The organism is Burkholderia sp. S171, assembly GCF_009766085.1.
Taxonomy (GTDB): domain Bacteria; phylum Pseudomonadota; class Gammaproteobacteria; order Burkholderiales; family Burkholderiaceae; genus Caballeronia.
In genome coordinates, this window is the sequence record NZ_LMUF01000035.1 from 1 (window position 1) to 18,696 (window position 18,696).

17 protein-coding genes and 1 pseudogene are annotated in these 18,696 nt (G+C 59.3%); 11 read left to right on the top strand and 7 right to left on the bottom strand.

Annotated elements, in window-relative coordinates:
• A pseudogene (locus GSQ93_RS18210) lies at nt 1-1,071 on the bottom strand (flagellin); the annotation flags it as partial.
• 262 nt (nt 1,072-1,333) lie between these two features.
• Here GSQ93_RS18210 and GSQ93_RS18215 point away from each other — a divergent pair.
• Entirely contained in the window at nt 1,334-2,281 is a 948-nt protein-coding gene (locus tag GSQ93_RS18215) for an aldo/keto reductase (protein ID WP_158937064.1), read from the top strand.
• Nucleotides 2,282-2,634: 353 nt separating this feature from the next.
• Entirely contained in the window at nt 2,635-2,847 is a 213-nt protein-coding gene (gene rpsU, locus GSQ93_RS18220) for a 30S ribosomal protein S21 (RefSeq protein ID WP_031357080.1), read from the top strand.
• Nucleotides 2,848-3,138: 291 nt separating this feature from the next.
• Here rpsU and GSQ93_RS18225 read toward each other — a convergent pair whose 3' ends face one another.
• The 3 genes from GSQ93_RS18225 to GSQ93_RS18235 all read right to left on the bottom strand — a co-directional run bounded on the left by GSQ93_RS18225 (nt 3,139) and on the right by GSQ93_RS18235 (nt 5,211).
• On the bottom strand, nt 3,139-3,498 hold the full coding sequence (locus GSQ93_RS18225) for a hypothetical protein (protein WP_158937065.1): 360 nt from the start codon (nt 3,496-3,498) through the stop codon (nt 3,139-3,141).
• A gap of 162 nt (nt 3,499-3,660) precedes the next feature.
• Entirely contained in the window at nt 3,661-4,086 is a 426-nt protein-coding gene (locus GSQ93_RS18230) for a hypothetical protein (RefSeq protein ID WP_158937066.1), read from the bottom strand.
• 483 nt (nt 4,087-4,569) lie between these two features.
• The gene (locus GSQ93_RS18235) at nt 4,570-5,211 is read right to left on the bottom strand and encodes a DNA-3-methyladenine glycosylase I (protein ID WP_158937067.1); all 642 of its coding nucleotides are present in this window, start codon (nt 5,209-5,211) and stop codon (nt 4,570-4,572) included.
• Between the two features lie 312 nt (nt 5,212-5,523).
• On the opposite strand from GSQ93_RS18235, the gene GSQ93_RS18240 reads away from it, so the two are divergent.
• Together GSQ93_RS18240 and GSQ93_RS18245 are read left to right on the top strand one after the other, a co-directional pair.
• Nucleotides 5,524-6,426: a BadF/BadG/BcrA/BcrD ATPase family protein gene (locus GSQ93_RS18240; RefSeq protein WP_158937068.1), complete on the top strand. Its 903-nt coding sequence runs from the start codon at nt 5,524-5,526 to the stop codon at nt 6,424-6,426.
• 39 nt (nt 6,427-6,465) lie between these two features.
• Nucleotides 6,466-7,302 carry a Cof-type HAD-IIB family hydrolase gene (locus GSQ93_RS18245; protein ID WP_158937069.1) on the top strand — a complete coding sequence of 279 codons (837 nt, stop codon included), beginning with the start codon at nt 6,466-6,468 and terminating at the stop codon, nt 7,300-7,302.
• A gap of 163 nt (nt 7,303-7,465) precedes the next feature.
• On the opposite strand, the gene GSQ93_RS18250 is transcribed toward GSQ93_RS18245, so the two are convergent.
• Together GSQ93_RS18250 and aqpZ are read right to left on the bottom strand one after the other, a co-directional pair.
• On the bottom strand, nt 7,466-7,750 hold the full coding sequence (locus GSQ93_RS18250) for a hypothetical protein (RefSeq protein WP_158937070.1): 285 nt from the start codon (nt 7,748-7,750) through the stop codon (nt 7,466-7,468).
• A 348-nt stretch (nt 7,751-8,098) separates the two neighbouring features.
• Nucleotides 8,099-8,818, bottom strand: a complete 720-nt coding sequence (aqpZ, locus tag GSQ93_RS18255) for an aquaporin Z (protein WP_158937071.1) — start codon at nt 8,816-8,818, stop codon at nt 8,099-8,101.
• Nucleotides 8,819-9,112: 294 nt separating this feature from the next.
• On the opposite strand from aqpZ, the gene GSQ93_RS18260 reads away from it, so the two are divergent.
• Nucleotides 9,113-9,418, top strand: a complete 306-nt coding sequence (locus GSQ93_RS18260) for an H-NS family nucleoid-associated regulatory protein (RefSeq protein WP_158937072.1) — start codon at nt 9,113-9,115, stop codon at nt 9,416-9,418.
• A gap of 232 nt (nt 9,419-9,650) precedes the next feature.
• On the opposite strand, the gene GSQ93_RS18265 is transcribed toward GSQ93_RS18260, so the two are convergent.
• Entirely contained in the window at nt 9,651-10,721 is a 1,071-nt protein-coding gene (locus tag GSQ93_RS18265) for a glycosyltransferase family 4 protein (protein ID WP_158937073.1), read from the bottom strand.
• A gap of 768 nt (nt 10,722-11,489) precedes the next feature.
• Between GSQ93_RS18265 and motA the strand changes: the two genes are divergently transcribed.
• From motA to GSQ93_RS18295, 6 genes are all read left to right on the top strand, one after another.
• Nucleotides 11,490-12,350 (top strand): flagellar motor stator protein MotA, encoded by an 861-nt coding sequence (motA, locus tag GSQ93_RS18270; protein WP_158937074.1) that lies wholly within the window; start codon nt 11,490-11,492, stop codon nt 12,348-12,350.
• 33 nt (nt 12,351-12,383) lie between these two features.
• On the top strand, nt 12,384-13,364 hold the full coding sequence (gene motB, locus GSQ93_RS18275) for a flagellar motor protein MotB (protein WP_158937075.1): 981 nt from the start codon (nt 12,384-12,386) through the stop codon (nt 13,362-13,364).
• A 67-nt stretch (nt 13,365-13,431) separates the two neighbouring features.
• Entirely contained in the window at nt 13,432-13,812 is a 381-nt protein-coding gene (locus GSQ93_RS18280; RefSeq protein WP_158937076.1) for a response regulator, read from the top strand.
• A gap of 154 nt (nt 13,813-13,966) precedes the next feature.
• Complete coding sequence (cheA, locus tag GSQ93_RS18285; RefSeq protein ID WP_158937077.1) at nt 13,967-16,228, top strand: chemotaxis protein CheA; 2,262 nt, start codon at nt 13,967-13,969, stop codon at nt 16,226-16,228.
• A gap of 40 nt (nt 16,229-16,268) precedes the next feature.
• A complete protein-coding gene (gene cheW / locus GSQ93_RS18290; RefSeq protein ID WP_031357095.1) occupies nt 16,269-16,802 on the top strand; it encodes a chemotaxis protein CheW in 534 nt (177 codons plus the stop codon).
• A gap of 44 nt (nt 16,803-16,846) precedes the next feature.
• Nucleotides 16,847-18,643: a methyl-accepting chemotaxis protein gene (locus tag GSQ93_RS18295; protein ID WP_158937078.1), complete on the top strand. Its 1,797-nt coding sequence runs from the start codon at nt 16,847-16,849 to the stop codon at nt 18,641-18,643.
• Nucleotides 18,644-18,696: the final 53 nt, after the last annotated feature.

Below are 18,696 nucleotides of genomic sequence, written 5' to 3' on the forward strand. Positions count from 1 at the left end.
TGAGGGTGCAGAGCCGGCAGTCTTGAGCGTGAACGTCGCAGCCGTTGTGCCAGGAACAGCAGCCGTGAGGGTAAAGTTGGACGTGATAGCGTTGCTGGTGTTGGCAAGCTGATTGCCGTTCTGATCAAAGAACTGCAATCCTGAGTTGCCGTCCGACTTCACTGTAATTGACGTGATAGCGCTGGCGGCGGTGGACGCAGCACCCGTGCTCGGGTCAATCGAGATGTTCGAAATCGTGCCGAGGGTTTCGCCAGCGGTCAAAGAGGTGGTGTTTGCAGCGCTGATCGTCGTTACGGCATTCGCTGTTGTCAGCGGGTTAGTCGCTGTCGCGCTGTTGACTACGAGTTGGCCGCTGGAATTCGTAGAAAACAATGCGCTCGACGTCGTCGTTGAGATGGCCTGGTTGTTCTGGTCGGTAAAGGTGTAGCCGCCGTTGCCATCGGACAAGACGTTGATCGACGTGATAGCGCCCGCTACGCCCGCTGCAGGAACTCCACCGGCCGCTGTCAAGTCAAGACCCGAAATCGTGCCCAGCGTGTTGCCCTTTTGCACCGTGCCGCCACCAAGCGAAGCTGCCGACAGGCTTTGCGTCAGGTTCAGGCTGATCGTCTGACCGACGTTCGCGCCGACCTGGAAGCTCACGTTACCAGCCGAGCCGTCCAGAACGTTCTTGCCGTTGTAGTTCGTTTGCGATGCCACGCGGTTCACTTCAGCGACTTGCTGCGCAACTTCTTGTTGCAGTGCTGCCTGGTCGCTTGACGACAGCGAGCCGCTCGATGCTTGCACTGCGAGTTGACGAATGGTTTGCAGGCTCGACGTGATCTGCGCCAAACCGCTCGATGCCGTCTGGATCATCGAAACGCCGTCGTTCGCATTCGAAACGCCTTGGTTCAAGCCGTTGATCTGCGTTTGCATCCGGTTCGAGATCGCGAGACCTGCCGCATCGTCCGCTGCGCTGTTGATCCGCTTACCGGACGACAGGCGCGTGATGGCCTGCGACAGCGCGCTTTGCGAGGTGTTCAGGTTTTGCTGAGCGACCAGCGAGTTGATATTGCTATTGATACCGATCATTTGGATTTCTCCTGAAAGAACTAAAAGGGCTGTTATGGCTACTGCACAGGTCCTGTTGCCTGGCGGTTCCCGAGCGTGGTAGCCGGCCGCCTACATGGGTTAGCGGCTCATGAAAAAAAAACTTGAGGACTTAGGTAAGGATTTGTAGGGGGAATAGCGAATGACATAGCGAATGACCCATTGCCTGCGAGTAAAAGGATTCGCGGGTATTCTTTTTCGGATCCGTTATCACGCGTTTGACTTAATCAGCCCGGGAGCCTCCATGCAGCACCGCACTATTGGTACGTCAGACCTCAAGATCGCGCCGCTCGTTTTCGGCGGAAATGTATTCGGCTGGACCGCTGACGAGCGGACGTCGTTCTCGATCCTCGACGCCTTCGTTGACCACGGACTTAATTTCATCGATACCGCCGACGTCTATTCAGCCTGGGTCGACGGCCATCAGGGCGGCGAGTCGGAGACGATCATCGGCAAGTGGCTCAAGGAAAGCGGCAAGCGCGACAAGATCGTGCTGGCAACCAAGGTCGGCATGCTGAGCACGCGCACGGGGCTGTCGGCGGCGAATATCGAGGCGGCCGTCAACGACTCGCTGAAACGCCTGAAGACGGATTACGTCGACGTCTACTTTTCTCATCGGGACGACGATAAAACCCCGCTTCTGGACACGCTCGCTGCGTATCAAAAGCTGATTACGGCGGGAAAAGTGCGCGTGATTGGTGCGTCGAATTACACGGGTGAAAGGCTGGAAGAGGCGCTGAAGATATCGGCGAAAGAGGGCATTGCGAGTTATCAGGTGCTTCAGCCTGAATACAATCTTTATGATCGTGCCGGTTACGAGAATGACCTGGAACCGGTTATCAAGGCGCACAAGGTGTCGGTTGTGACGTATTACAGTTTGGCGAGCGGTTTCCTGAGTGGAAAATATCGATCCAAAGCCGATACCGAGAACAGTGCCCGCGGCGCGAAAGTGTCGGGATATCTGAACGACCGGGGCTTGAGAATTGTTAATGCGCTGGTTAAAGTGTCAGACCGCCATGACGCGGAGCCGGCGGCAGTCGCGCTTGCATGGCTGATCGCACGGCCGGGCGTTACGGCGCCGATCGCGAGCGCGACATCGGTCAAGCAGCTCGAAACGCTTGCCCACGCGACCCGCATTACGTTGACGCCTGAAGACGTCGCACTGCTCGACGAAGCCAGCAATCCGGACTGAAATCGGCAAAAAACGCGCATGATCATGAGGTTGTCACCCCGCAAACAGACGCTGCGGGGTTGGCGACCGGGCAACGATCTGATAACATCTCGCCCGAATCGAGATTTTTGCCCGATGGCGCAGCTATTTTTAAGCGACGCCGGGCGGCCCGAAGTGCGCTGTTCGTTTTTAACAGACTGCGCATGCCGTGATCGGCGGTGAAATCCCACCTCTCTCTTTTCCGGCCTCCGTGGCCGCTTTGCTCGTGTCCGCTGTTTGTTGGGTGGACGATCGGAGTGCCGGCGCGCGGCGTTGCCTTAGGCAGTACGCTTCGCCGCGCAGTCAGAAAAACGTATCAGCGATTTAGGACCTCCATGACCACTATTGTTTTGAAAGAAAACGAGCCGTTCGACGTTGCGATCCGTCGCTTTCGCCGGACCATCGAAAAGAACGGCCTGATCGCCGAACTTCGCGAACGTCAGTCGTATGAAAAGCCGACGACGGCACGCAAGCGCAAGAAAGCGGCAGCAGTCAGCCGCCTGCGCAAGCGTCTGCGCAGCCAGATGCTGCCCAAGAAGCTTCACTAAGTCTTGGCAGGTCGCAGCCCGGTTGATGGGCTGCACCAAGCAAAACGGCGATGCCGCCCGCAAGGGTTGCATCGCCGTTTTGCTTGTCTGGTCTGGTTAGATTTGCTGGTCTTACGGTCTGGCTTTACTTCGATTTGCGGCTCAGCTCAGCTTGGTCGGATCGTCTCGGCTGGACGTCTGCAGGTGGATTCTGGGCTTCTGAATTACGCCGCCTGAGCGGATCTTCTTCGTTTTTCGCTTTTGTCCCAGCGTGGCAGGCCGTAGCCTGAGCTAACGCGCGTTTATTCGCATTCACACAAACGCATGGCGTTCGCCCACGCGCGCCAGAAGCCGTGGCCATTCGTCCACGTTGAAATCGTCGTGGACTTCTTCCAATTCGATCAGCAACTCGACGATATCCGGATCGTAGGCATTAACCTCCGACGCGTACAGCGCGCGCAACAATGAGCCATCCTTTGCGTGCTGGTAGTACGAGATCCCTACGCCTTCAATCTCCGGCCGATACAACTCGTCCGCGATCAGCGAGCCGATAGCGCACTTGCGGCCATTGCCGCTCCGTAGCCGGCACGAACCGTTTTCGTCTTCTGATACAGCGCGTTGCGTCAGCAGATGGTTGCTCACGCGCTCGTAGATGTCTCTCGCCGTTAACATTGCATTGCTCGTTGCCGTGACTATTGCGTTGCTCGCCCGCGCGCGTATTTATTCGTTCGATATCGGCGCGGACGCGGTTCGTTCGTGGGGCAAAGCGAGGGGGAATTGTTTCAGCAACATGACCGCCTCGCGGGTCCCGCAAAATTCTGTTTAATTCCCCGCTCAGGCTGCCGACTTAAGCCGGTTTGCCGACAAGTTGAACTGACGGGCAATCGACGCAAAGCGTTCACGCCATTCCCACTTGCCGAACACGTCGTGTACGTTTTGCAGGCAGCTGAGCAGCTCGACGGTCGTCGGGTCGTAGACGTTGATATTTGAGCGCAGGAGCGCGCGCTTCAGCGCCACTACACCCACGTCCATATACGCGGGCACGCCTTCCGGCCCTTTGCTGATGTAGCGAATGGGCACGCCTTCCATGGCGGTCATGTAATCGCGCGCCTTGATGAAGCTGCCGACAGGACAACCGCCGCAATAACCGCGATAGGCACCGCCGCCGTGCGGCAACAACGCTGCCTGGCCTTGGCCGAACAGGTGAAGCACGGAACGGTCGAAAATTTCCTGGTGCGTTAAGAAATTCAGGTTTTTCATTCTGGTTCTCCCCTGCGCCGACAGCTGCGGCGCATTCTGGGTGTTCATCAAACAGCGTTATTAGTATCGGACGCGCGCGTGATCGTCATAGCGCGACTGACCACATAAAAACCGTGTCATTTCACCGGCCTTTCCCCACTTTTCCGCGATCGTTCGCACGGCCGGAAGACGCTTGCCAAGCGGTGAGAAGCGACAGCGGTTTTAAACTCATCCGGCTCGCCGGGAAAAGGCGCTTACAACGTATTTATAGCGGTTCTTTTCGGTAAAAAAGTGGCGCTGTGTGTGGCTGGCCGCAATTCTGACATGATGTCTGACTTCCTGCACAGGGGGTGAATCCCCGTAGAGCCTTTGTAGTAAAGGCTTCAGAGCGTGATTCACCTCCCTGGTACGGTTATCGTCAGGATTTTCCCTGAGCACGACTTAAATCGCGAAAGATGTTGCGAAAACGCAATGTTCGTATCGGAAACTGGTGGAGCAAATTGCCTAATTTGTTCGACGCTTAGGCGTTTCGCGCTTCGGGACCCTCGCGCTCTCGCGGAACCGGCAGAAGCAAGCAGCCTCGTGGTCGTTGACCATGCCGGTTGCCTGCATGAACGCGTAGCAGATGGTCGTTCCGACGAACTTGCAGCCGTATTTCTTGAGCGCGCGGCTCATGGCGTCGGACACCTCGGTGGAGGCGGGCGCCTGTGCGTAGGTTGCGCGCGGGGTGTCGATGGGTGTATTGCCCACGAACGACCACACGAAATTCGCGAGCGAGCCGTGTTCCGCCTGGATGCGCTGCACCGCGCGAGCATTGGCGACGGCCGCTGAGATCTTCGCGCGATTGCGAATAATGCGGGCGTCGAGCAGCAACCGGGCTGCATCGTCTTCGCTGAAGGCGGCCACTCGGTCGATATCGAAGTTGTGGAACAAAGCACGGTAACCGTCACGCTTGTTCAAAATCGTCAACCATGACAGCCCGGCCTGGGCGCCTTCCAGCACGAGCATTTCGAACAGATGGCGATCGTCGTGCGACGCAACGCCCCATTCCTCGTCGTGATAGCGGGCGAGTGATTCGGTCGTTACCCAACTGCAACGGTGCGGCTCGGGACTGTCTTCTGGGCGGCTTTTCTTCGGGTTTGTCATGTCGGATTCAGGGAATGCAGGGTTGGCGTTCGATCAGGATAGGCGGAAGGACAGGGGGAGAACAGTCGGCCGATTGGCCGGGTTCTCGAGCGATTTTCCCCGCATACAGGTTTCCAGCGGCGAGCCCGGCATCCGGCGGCTGCCGGGCGTATCGGCCTTCGGTACAACGAACGGGCATGACGTCCAGTCGCGGCAGCTGTGACCCATGGCAGAAAGTCACCCGAAGGTCGCTCGTTGTCTCGCCGCGTTTCAGGCGACATAGCCCGTTCGGCTGAGTGGCGGCGTGCGGGTCGTGCCGTTAAGCTTGCAGACATGACTACTTCAACTTGCACACATCAGTATCTGATCGGCGTCGACGGCGGCGGCAGCGGTACGCGCGTCGTCCTGGCGAACACCGAGGGCATCGAACTGGCACGTGCGACGGGCGGGCCGTCAGGCCTGGCGCTCGGTGTCGAGCGCGCGTGGGAGGCTATCGAAGCGGCGTGTTCGCGCGCGTTTGAAGCAGCGGGCCTGCCGTTCGAGTGGAGCACATGTGCGCTGGGTTGTGGCCTGGCCGGCGTGAATCACGCGGGCTGGCTGGCGCAGTTTCATGCCACCGCGCCGGACGGGTGCGCGCTTGCCGTCGAAAGCGACGCTTTCACTACATTGCTCGGCGCGCATGGGGGCGAACCGGGCGTGATCGTGGCGCTGGGCACGGGCAGTATCGCTGCGTCGCTGGATGCACGCGGTCAGGTTGCAATCGCGGGCGGTTATGGTTTTCCGAGCGGCGACGAGGCGAGCGGAGCCTGGCTGGGCTTGCGGGCGGTCGTGCATCTGCAGCAAGTGCTGGACGGCCGGGCACCCGCCGACGACTGGTCCGCGGCATTGCTCGCGTGCACAAATACGAGTGATCGAGACAATCTCGTCGTATGGCTCTGCGCGGCAAATCAAACGGGTTATGCGACGTTGGCGCCAACCGTTTTCGAACACAGAAATCATCCGTTCGCAGCTCGCCTGCTTGAGGAGGCAGGGAGCGAGATCGCAAAAATGGTGTCGGCGCTGGACCCGGATCAATCTCTGCCGGTCGCATTGTGTGGCGGGTTGGCCGTACCACTGACTCCGTTCGTTCCGGACGAGCTGCGCAGCCGCTTGCGTCTGCCACTCGCGGACTCTGCTGCAGGCGCTCTGCAACTGGCACGCCACGCCGCGAGCCGAAAGTCAGCCCGTGAGGGCTAAAATGCACGGTTCCTAACGACTTAAAGGAAAGCGCTTCCCATGTATTCCATCATCGCTACTGATCTCGACGGCACCTTGCTCAACAGCGACCATCAGGTCGACCCGTTCACCATCGAAACGGTCCGCGAACTGGAAGCGCGCGGTGTGCGTTTCATCATCGCGACGGGGCGGCATTATCGCGATGTGGTCGGGATTCGGAAAGTGCTAGGCATTGAGGCTTATCTGATCACGTCGAATGGCGCGCGTATTCACGCGCCCGACAACGAGCGTATTTACGCCCGCGATATCGCTCCGGCGGCGGTGCGCCGGCTCGCCCAGCCTGATCTGGCAGGAAGCGAGCGGGTGATCGTCAATCTTTTCGCCGACGACGCCTGGCTGATCGACCGTCACGCGCCCGAATTGCTGGCGTTCCATCAGGATTCAGGCTTTGACTACGATGTGATGGATCTGCGCGAGCACGACGGCGAGAACATTGCGAAGGTGCTGTATATCGGCGAGCCGGATGATCTCAAGGTGACCGCGGCGAATCTCGAACGTGAATTCGGCGACTCCATCTACGTCACCTATTCGATGCCGGATTGTCTCGAAGTGATGACGTCTGATGTCTCGAAGGGGCGGGCGTTGCGGTTCGTGCTGGACCGGCTGGATATCGACACTGCGCATTGTGTCGCTTTCGGCGACAACATGAACGACATCGATCTGCTTGAAACCGCGGGCCGGCCATTCATGATGAACAACGCCAATCCGGCGCTGATAAAACGCCTGCCGAATGTCCCTCGGACGGGTAACAACTTTGAGGCCGGCGTTGCGCATCAATTGCGTGCGTTGTTCGGTATGACAGACGAGCTCGCCGCGCCGGCTCGCGCTGACGAATAAAGCGGCGAAGGCTGGAAGTGCGAGGACGGCTGAGGTTAAGACTAAATGCAGCGCTGGCCAGCATCGTGGCCGTAGCGCTAATCGGTAGCAAAAAAGGGAACGCCCAGACCGGCCGCTCCCTTCGCTCGAAGAACCCTTAGCAAATCGCTACGACTCGCGCTGCTTACCCGCGACGGTTCCAGCCGTCATGACCGTAGCCACCATGATCCCAGCCGGTGCGGTTCCAATGTCCACGGTCCGGACCGCCCCAGCGGTCGTCGCGATGACCCCAGACGGGCGGGGGAGCGCGATAGTACGGCGCGGGTTGGACATATACCGGTGCGGATTGCACATACGCGGGCACGCCGAGTGACAGTCCAATAGAGACATCGGTGTGAGCTTGCGCGGCGCCGACTGCGCCCATTGCAAGACCAGCGGCAACCAGCAAATGAGTGACGATGCGTTTCATGGTGTTCTCCTTTTGGGCGACGCGTGTCGCATGACTCCAAATCTACGCATGAGCTGTTTTACGAGTATCGACGAGTTGTCAGCAAATGAAAGTATCGCGAAAGTTCAGGTTAGGGTTTGTCTGCCGGCTAAATACCTGCAAAGTCCCTGTCAGCCGTCGTTTGTAGGCAGTTTCCCTACCGCATATAAGTAATTTGACATTTAAAAACCCTCGCGGGCCGTAAGCCGCCATTACATTTGTCGCGGATTATTCATATTGATCTGCCATATCGGCGAGATAAAAACGAATCACGCAATAAAAAACGGGCGCTGAGCGCCCGTTTTTCTATCGGCCTTCACCGTTTTTAATTCACGCTGCAGCAAGCGCCCGGTTCTTCGCACCGGTCAGCAACGGATAAACCACGCCTGCGATGATGGCGCCAATGATGGGGGCGACCCAGAACAGCCACAGTTGTTCCATCGCCGCACCGCCCACGAACAACGCCGGGCCCGTGGAACGCGCCGGGTTCACCGACGTATTCGTGACCGGAATCGAGATCAGGTGGATCAGCGTCAGGCACAGGCCAATGGCGATTGGCGCAAACCCGGCAGGCGCGCGGCTGTCGGTGGCGCCCAGGATGACGAACAGGAAGAAGAACGTCATTACGACTTCACATACGAGCGCTGCGATCATTGTGTAATGACCCGGCGAGTGATCGCCGTAACCATTGGTGGCAAAGCCGCTGGCAACCAGGTCGAAGCCCGGCGCGCCACTGGCGATCACCGACAACACGTACGCGCCGAGCACGCCACCCACCACTTGGGCAACAATGTACGGACCCAGATCGCGGACCGGGAAGCGTCCTGCGACCGTCAAACCGACGCTCACTGCCGGGTTCAAGTGGCAACCCGAAATGTGACCGATGGCGTAGGCCATGGTGAGCACCGTCAGGCCGAACGCTAGCGACACGCCCGCGAAGCCAATACCAAGTTGAGGGTAACCCGCGGCCAGCACTGCGCTGCCGCAGCCGCCCAGCACGAGCCAGAACGTACCAAACATTTCTGCGCCGAGGCGCTGTCCTAATCGCATGATTCGTAGTCCTAAAAATATATAAAAAACTGAAACAATTCCGACGCTTGTGACCACGGATATTTGTACGGACCACCGCGGCGGGTAAGCAGTGTAATCCGAGTCCCGGGACTAGTTGTCAACAATTGTTAAATCACTCGGAACTAAGGGAACTCTTATTAAGAATGCCCTGTAGTTTCAAGATTCTTCTCATTAGCATTAAGATTTTTTGCAATTGGATGTTCAAACGTTGCATCTTTTAATCGATGCCGTTACGCTTCTCAATAATCGCGGGCTATTAGAAAGGATTGGGAAATGTCGGAATACACCGAGCTCAAGGCGCAGATCGCCAAGCTTCAGGAGCAGGCGGAGGAGGCACGCCGCGCAGAACTGGAAGCAGTACTCGCAGATATCAGGCGCAAAATCGTCGAATACGGACTGACGGCGCAGGATTTGGGGTTAACAGTTATCCGGCGTGGCCGGCCACCGAAGAAGGAACCGCTCCCGCCGATTTATCAGGATCCCAAGTCAGGCAGCACTTGGAGCGGTCGCGGCAAACCACCGAAATGGATCGTGGGAAAGAATCGCGAGCGCTTCCTGATTAATCAGGCGCACTCTTAAAAGAGTATGGTGACTGCATCGAATAACGTAGACAAAAATTGAACTTAAATGTTTGCATGAAATGAGAACGAAAAAATCCGCCCGAAGAGGGCGGATTTTTTTGTGCTTTGCAATAACGTTGGATAACTACGCAACCATTGTTGCCAATCGAGTCGATGCCGCAATTCCAAGCCTTTTCAAACTTTTGCGGCGCGGCACCCGGTCTCCAGCGACTGAAGCAATGAGCCGGTATTTAACCGATCGCTACTCGGCGCAATACCGGTCGGTTGGCGGCTTGCAATAACGCGGTATAGCTCTCTACGTAGTTTAGCGCCATGGTCTTTGCACTAAAGCGACGTTCGAACTGCGCGCGAATTTCAGTGCGTGAGAGTTCATCCAGGCGCTGAAGTGCGCCGACCGCGCCCTGCACGTCCTCGCAAATGAAACCCGTCACGCCGTGGTCGATCACTTCCGGCACCGAACCACGATTGAACGCGATCACCGGCGTACCACACGCCATCGCTTCAATCATCACCAGGCCAAACGGCTCCGACCAGTCAATCGGGAACAGCAACGCTTTGGCGCCCGACAGGAACTCCGGCTTTTGCTGCTCATTGATCTCGCCGACAAATTCAACACTGGCTTTCGATTCCGCCAGCAGCGGCTCGATCACACTCTTGAAGTACTCCTGGTCGACCTTGTCCACCTTGGCAGCAATCTTCAGCGGAAGGCCGCTTTGAGCGGCAATCTTGATGGCCAGATCGGCGCGCTTTTCCGGGCAGATACGACCCAAAAACGCGAGGTATTCCGGCTTCTTGTGCGTTTGCGGCGTCAGCAAGTTTTCCGGAAGTCCGTGATAAATCGTGTTGAGCCATCCGGCTTGCGGAAGCGGCACGCGCTGTGAATCCGAAATCGAAACGACCGATGCGTCAGGAAATGCGCTGAACACCGGTTGTAGTTCGGGCAGATCCAGCCGGCCATGAAGCGTGGTCAGGAACGGCGTGTCCATTTGCGAGAACACCGAGAACGGCATGTAGTCGAGGTGGAAGTGCAGCACGTCGAATTCATGAGCCCGACGACGTACGTTCTCGAGCAACAGCGCGTGCGGCGCATTCCAGTCGCGGATAGACGGATCAAGTCGCAACGCGCGCGGCCAGGCGGCTTCCAGCTTCGCCTTGGTCTGCGAGTCGCCGCTCGCGAACAGGGTCACGTCATGGCCGAGATCAACCAGAGCGTCGGTCAGATACGACACAACGCGCTCGGTGCCGCCGTAGAACTTCGGGGGGACCGCTTCGTGCAAGGGTGCAATTTGTGCGATACGCATAACGTGACTCTCCTGTTCGTGACGGCTTCGACGCACAGTCTTCGGAACGAAAACCGGTGAAGCCTTGCGGACGGGCCAGCGTCAATGCTGCCGCCCCCTGAAAGATAGGACCCGGATGAATCGGGTTATCCCTTACAACCCATTATCGAGATGACTCTTCGCATCAACGAGTCATTTTGCAAACGCTTAACCTTGTTACAGGCCGAAACACCGGCCGTTACGTAGTTCGGCGGATCGCCGACACCCTTATGCGGCAAGCGATTGCGCGTCTGATTTCAAATTGCGCGGTGCAGGATGCATTGCCCAAGACGCAAGAAGCAGCAAAGTATGTGCCACCGCGCAGGCGCGCTGGGCATGCCGCGCCCGGGTTGACGTTAGCCTTGGGCGGGGAAAACAAATGCTCGCCGCGTAAAGATTTACCCGGCCCAGCCGTTAGTCAGACGTTAGTCAAAGCATGGGGCAACCTGCTCGGAAATTAATTCGCTCGCTCTCCACCGACTATTACTTGCTTACAATTTTTTGCCGATCCGTAAGCTACGAATCGGCATCTTTGCCCGGTTTCTGGACTGGCGCGAGCCACGCACTGCAGCGAGGCGCTTGAACCGGCTCGCCAGCGGACTGCCCTGAAGGCTTGAATACACCGCCAATCAAGACGCCACCCGGCTTCAGACCCACTGCCCGATCCGCGATTTCCCTTCAAAGTTTTCCAGCCACTTGCCGTAAACCACTTAACGGCGGTTTCGCCGATGCAACCATGAGGGCTCGATTGTGCTGATTTTCATCGGAACACTAGTGACGCTGTTGTCCGTCTTCGGCGGTTATGCGCTGGAAGGCGGTCACCTTGGCGCATTGGTCCAGCCCGTTGAAATCCTGATGATCGCGGGCGCCGGGGTGGGCGCCTTCATCCTCGGCAACGGCATGAAGACGATCAAGGCCACGCTGCGCGTGATCCCGACGCTCTTCAAGGGCTCGAAGTACAACAAGGACGTGTACATGGAGCTGATGGCGCTGCTCTACGTGCTGCTCGCAAAAGCACGCAAGGAGGGCACGCTGACGCTGGAGTCCGATATCGACGATCCGGCCAAAAGCCCAATCTTCGGCCAGTACCCGAAGATCCTGGCGGATCACCATATTGTCGAATTTCTGACTGATTATTTGCGCCTGATGGTCGGCGGCAACATGAACGCGTTCGAGATCGAGAGCCTCATGGATGAGGAAATCGAGACGCATCACGCGGAAGGTGAAGGCCCGGCGCAGGCGCTGCACAAGGTAGGCGACGCAATGCCGGCGTTCGGGATTGTCGCGGCCGTGATGGGCGTGGTCCACACCATGGCATCGGCCGATCAGCCGCCGGCGATTCTCGGCGAAATGATCGCGCAGGCGCTGGTCGGGACGTTCCTCGGCATCTTGCTGTCCTATGGATTGATCGGCCCGCTCGCGAGCGTCGCGGAACAGCGCGTCGCGGAGTCGACGAAGATGTTCCAGTGCATCAAGGTGACGATCCTGGCGAGCTTGAACGGCTACGCACCAGCTATTGCGGTGGAGTTCGGCCGCAAAGTGCTCTTCTCCACCGAGCGTCCGTCGTTCTCCGAACTGGAAGAACACGTGCGCCGCGTGAAGGCGAAGTAACCGCCTTCAACGACCGAGCGCACCGAGCCCGCCATGCCGAACGACAAAGACCGTCCGATTTTCATCAAGCGCGTCGTATCGAACAAAAAGTCACATCACGGTGGCGCCTGGAAACTGGCGTACGCCGACTTCATGACCGCGATGATGGCGTTCTTCCTGTTGATGTGGCTGCTGAGCGCGGTGTCGCCGGTGCAGCGCCAGGGGATTGCCGAGTACTTCAACATGCCGCTGAAGAACGCGATCATGGGCGGGCAGAAGAGCGGCATGGACTCCAGCATTATCGACGGCGGCGGGCGCGATATTTCAAGCCCCGAGCCGGGCACGACTCGTATGAGCGACGGCACGCGGCGCGTAGACCGGCTTGACGAGCAAACGTTGAGGGCCGCGCAGGGTGAACTCGAACGGCGCGACCAGGCGCGTTTGCGCGACCTGCAGGTCAAGCTGATGGCCGCGATTGAAGCGAACCCAGTGTTGCGCCAGTTCAGGCAGCAGATCCGGATTGATTCGACGCAACAGGGTTTGCGCATCGAGATTGTCGATACCCAGAAGCGCCCGATGTTCGCGCTCGCCAGCAACAACGTCGAGCCCTATATGCGCGACATCCTGCGCGAGATCGGCAAGGCGCTCAATGACGTGCCGAACCGGATCGTGGTGCAGGGACACACCGACGCCACGCAGTACGCGGGCGGCGAAAAGGGTTACAGCAACTGGGAGCTGTCGGCGGATCGCGCGAATGCGTCGCGGCGCGAGCTTATCTCGGGCGGCATGGATGAGTCGAAGGTGCTGCGGGTGCTTGGACTGGCATCGACGCAGAACCTGAACAAGCAGGATGCGTTCGATCCCGAGAACCGGCGTATCAGCATTCTCGTGTTGAACCACAAGTCGGAAGAGTCGATGACGCGCGAAGACCAGCCGGCGACCACGATTACCAGCAATGCGGGCGCCCCGGGCGACGTCAAGCCAAGCTTCGGTCCGCTGGCGCCGGCACTCCCGGCCAAGCCGGCGGCACCATGACGGGCGGCACTATGAAACTCGCTCACGAGAGCACGACAGGAACATCGGACAGAGGGCTGCACACATCATGATCAAGAACATTCTGGCTGTCGACGATTCGGCTGCCATGCGGCAAATCCTTTCGGCGACGTTTGTCGCGGCGGGGTATCGCGTGGTGCTGGCCATGGATGGCGCGGAAGCCTACGAAGCGGCGCTCGCCGAACAGTTCGATCTCGTGATCACCGACCAGAACATGCCGGCCATGAGCGGCCTTGAGTTGATCGGGAAATTGCGCGGACATCGTGCCTATGCGAATACGCCGATCCTCGTGCTGACGACGGAGTCGAGCGAGCCGTTCAAAGCATCGGCGCGCGCAGTGGGCGCGACGGGCTGGCTCGAAAAACCGTTCGACCCCGACATGCTGACCGAACTGGTGGCCACGCTGTCGGGAGCGGAACACCCGAACTGACGCCAACCGTTTTGCATGAAGCATGAAGCATGAAGCATGACGCATGACGCATCAGGCACGAAGAATTAAGCACCAAGCATCAGGCACGAAGAAAACATTAGCTTTTACGACGCGCATAGCGACGACAGACAAGGCATCCGGTGGTGACCCAGGCATGACACTCGACATTACGCAGTTCTATCAAACATTCTTCGACGAAGCCGACGAGCTGCTCGCGGATATGGAGCAGTTGCTGCTCGCGCTGGATCTGGCGAACCCCGATCCCGAGGATCTCGGCGCGATCTTCCGCGCGGCGCATTCGATCAAGGGCGGCGCGGCCACGTTCGGTTTTTCGGCGCTGACCGAGACCACGCACATCCTCGAGTCGTTGCTCGATCGGGCGCGCAATAACGAGCTGGTCCTGCGTCGCGACATGATCGATACATTCCTTGAAACCAAGGACGTGCTGTCGGATCAGCTCGGTGCGTATCGCGCCAGTGCTGAGCCGGACGCGGCCGCCGCGAAGGCGATCTGCGCGAAGCTTGAATTCTTGCGGGACAACGATCCGGCTGACGGTGCTGCGGCTGCGGCTAACGTTGCGCAGCCGGAGCCGTCGTTCGCCGAAGCCGCCGCCATCGCTCAGGATCTCGCGCAAGTCGCACTGGCGCTCGGGCCGAACGAGCCGCCGCCGCATGTGGTCGAGCAAGCGAATGAGGCGGTCGAGGAAGAGGGCGAGTGGGCTGAATTTCCCGCTACACCCGATGCAAGCCAAGGTGCCGATGGCGCCGGGCAAGAAGGTCCTCACCTGAAAATTACACTGCGAGGGGTGGGGGAGAAGGACCAGGCTCTGCTGACTGAGGAGCTTGGAAACCTGGGTACTGTTGTCGGGGAATTGAAGTCGGGCGGTGATTTAACGTTGTGGCTCGACTCGGATGTGTCCGCCGACGATATCGTCGCCGTGTGCTGTTTCGTGATCGATGAAGCGCAGATCGCGGTCAGCCGCGGCAATGCAGCGGACGCGGCGCCTGCTAGCGGGTCGCAAGCTGCTGCAGAGCAGGAAGATCTGGAAAAGTTGAACGAGGTGACAGCAAAAGCACCCGCATCTGAGAAGACGGAACCGGTGGCGGCCCCTGCCGCCACCGAGTCCCGCACCAAGGCATCCGTCAGCCCGGTGGTGGCGGAAGCGCCCGACGCGCCGAAGGCACCCGAAGGCGACAAGAAAACGAAAGCAGCGGCTGGCCCCGCCGCCGCGGAAGGCAGCTCCATCCGCGTGGGTGTTGAGAAGGTCGATCAACTGATCAACCTCGTTGGCGAATTGGTGATCACGCAGGCCATGCTCGCTGAAACCACGAGCACCTTCGATCCCGCCTTGCACGACCGCCTGTTCAACGGCATGGCGCAGCTCGAACGCAATGCGCGCGACTTGCAGGAAGCGGTGATGTCTATCCGCATGATGCCGATGGACTACGTCTTCAGCCGTTTCCCGCGTCTCGTGCGCGATCTCGCCGGGAAGCTTGGCAAGGAAGTCGAACTCGTCACGTTCGGCCAGGCGACGGAACTGGACAAGAGCTTGATTGAACGGATCATCGACCCGTTGACGCACCTCGTGCGCAACTCGCTCGACCACGGAATCGAAACCGTGGAAGCGCGACGTGCGGCCGGTAAAGCGGCGGCGGGACAACTGGTGCTGTCGGCGGCGCATCACGGCGGCAACATCGTGATCGAAGTCAGCGATGACGGCGCGGGCCTGCGTCGCGACAAGATTCTCGCCAAGGCAATGAAGCAAGGCATGCAGGTCAGCGAACAAATGTCCGACGACGAAGTCTGGCAACTGATCTTCATGCCGGGCTTTTCCACCGCCGAGCAGGTCACGGATATTTCCGGCCGCGGCGTGGGCATGGACGTGGTGAAACGCAACATCCAGGCGATGGGCGGCCATGTCGAGATCCAGTCACGCGAAGGCCGCGGCACCACCACGAAGATCGTATTGCCGCTGACGCTGGCGATTCTCGACGGCATGTCGGTGAAGGTGGGCAGCGAGATTTTCATCCTGCCGCTGAACTTCGTCATGGAGTCACTGCAACCCGTTGCCGACGATATCTACACGGTCGCCGGCGGCGAGCGCGTGGTCCGCGTGCGTGGCGAATATCTGCCGCTGGTCGCGCTTCACCAGGTCTTCGAAGTGATCGATGCACGCACGGAACCCACGCAGGGAATCATCACGATCATCCAGTCGGAAGGACGCCGCTTTGCCATGCTGATCGATGAACTGGTCGGCCAGCAGCAAGTGGTGGTGAAGAACCTGGAAACGAATTACCGCAAGGTGCACGGCATTTCCGCCGCGACCATCCTGGGCGACGGCAGCGTCGCACTGATCGTCGACGTCGCGGCGCTGAATCGTGAGAATCGCTCGGCGCATGGCGCGCTGACGCATTGATTAATTAGTCGGAACACCCAACCAATTTTTGGAGGCTAACGTGGCAGCAGACATCCAATCCATTACTTCGGCGGTACAACGCCGTGACGTTCAACGTGTCAGCCAGGCTGAAGCGGCAGGACAGGAATTCCTCGTCTTCACGCTCGGCGCGGAAGAGTACGGCATCGACATTTTGAAGGTGCAGGAAATTCGCGGCTACGACAACGTCACGCGCATCGCCAATGCACCGGCGTTCATCAAGGGCGTGATCAACTTGCGCGGCATTATCGTGCCGATCGTCGATATGCGCATCAAGTTCAATCTCGGTCGCGTCGAGTATGACAACCAGACGGTCGTGATCATCCTGAACGTCGCGCATCGCGTGGTCGGCATGGTGGTCGACGGCGTGTCCGACGTGCTGACACTGCAAGCCGACCAGGTCATGCCGGCGCCTGAATTCGGCGCCACGCTCACCACCGAATATCTGACGGGCCTTGGTACCGTCGATGGCCGGATGCTGATCCTGATGGACATCGAAAAGTTGATGACGAGCAAGGAGATGGAGTTGATTGACTCCGTCGCCGTGCCTGCCTGAGTCTTCACATAGTTGGCTACCAATACGCTGGTCGGGAAGAAGACATGCTTAAGAACTGGTCGATTCGTACCACGCTGACACTCGTGGGCCTGCTGTTCGTGGGGTTTGCGGCAGTGGTGAGCGCCTTGTCGCTGAATGGCTTGCACTCGGCCGGCAATTCGCTTTCCTTGCTGGCCGACAGCGACATGGTGTCAATGCGCGCACTCAGCGACGCGTCGTCGAACCTGCTGCGCTCACGCGTGGCGCTCGACCGCGTGCGCGGGCTGACGGAGGCGAACAACGCCGATGAAGCGAAGAAGGTGCTCGAACGCGGGCAGTTCCTGCTCGATAAATCGAACGAGAGCTGGAAGCTTTTCTTGTCGACGCCAAAGCCGATGCTGCCGCAAGCCACGCTCGACGACATCGTCGCGAAACGTGACGCGCTGATGCATGACGGCGTCGAACCCGAGTTCGCCGCAATGCGCACCGGCGACATGGCCGCGTATCACGCCATTGCGGACACCAAGATCAGCCCGATGTTCATCGCCCTCGACGCTGCGACGGCTGTCACGGCCGACTTGACGCAGAAGCACGCCGAGCAGTTGCGCGCGGACGCGGCGGCGAATATTGCGCTGCTGATCGAGGTGATTATTGGCGTGATGGTGCTGGCCGTGCTGACGCTGATTGCCACGCGTGTTGCGATGGGCGGCATGATCGTCCAGCCGATCAACGACGCAGTCGATCACTTCGAACGCATCGCCAAAGGCGATCTGACGAAGTCCGCGCATACGGATAAGACCAATGAGATCGGCCGCTTGTTTGCGGGCATCGAGCGGATGCGGACGAACCTGACCGCGATGGTCGGATCGGTGCATCACGGTGCGGAATCCATCGATGTCGGCGCGCGGGAAATTGCGAGCGGCAACACGGATCTCTCGCAACGTACGGAAGAACAGGCGGCGTCGCTGCAGGAAACGGCGTCGAGCATGGAGCAGCTCACCAGCACCGTGAAGCAGAACGCCGAGAACGCGCGGCAAGCTTCGCAGCTGGCGGTCAACGCGTCGGATATCGCGTCGCGCGGTGGTCAGGTGGTGGAGCAGGTCGTGGACACCATGAGCGCGATTTCATCGAGTTCGAGCAAGGTGGTCGACATCATCGGCGTGATTGAAGGCATTGCGTTCCAGACCAATATTCTCGCGCTGAACGCGGCCGTGGAAGCGGCCCGGGCGGGCGAGGAGGGACGCGGTTTCGCAGTCGTGGCAGGCGAAGTGCGCAGTCTCGCGCAACGCAGCGCGGCAGCGGCGAAAGAGATCAAGTCACTGATCGGCGACTCCACCGCGAAGGTCGAAAGCGGCTCCGTGCTGGTCGCTCGCGCCGGGGAGACGATGGACGAAATCGTGCAGGCCGTGCGCCGCGTCACCGACATCATGGGCGAGATCAGCGCCGCGTCGGACGAGCAGTCGCAAGGCATTGAACAGGTGAGCCGCGCCGTCGGGCAGATGGACGAGGTCACGCAGCAGAACGCAGCGCTGGTTGAACAAGCGGCGGCGGCAGCGGCATCGCTTGAAGAGCAGACACGCAAGCTGAAGGACGTGGTCGGCCACTGGCAAGTCAGCAGCGACGCACCTTCCAGCGATCCGCGCGCGCGCCTCGAACCGAAGGTCGTCGCCCGGACGCATGCAAGCCCGGCGATTAAAGTTGCAGCGCGGCCTAACGTCGCGGCTAATCGCGCCGTTAATAAGCTTATTGCCTCACCGGCTCCGGCTGTTTCAGCTAATGCCTCCGGCCCGGCAAAGCCGGTCGCGAAAGCGCCCGCCACGAAGCTCGCAGTTGCCGCATCCGGCGACTGGGAAACTTTTTAAAGCAGCATCAGACGACCATGCCGGCCCATCGCATCACGCTCCTTGATGAGCAT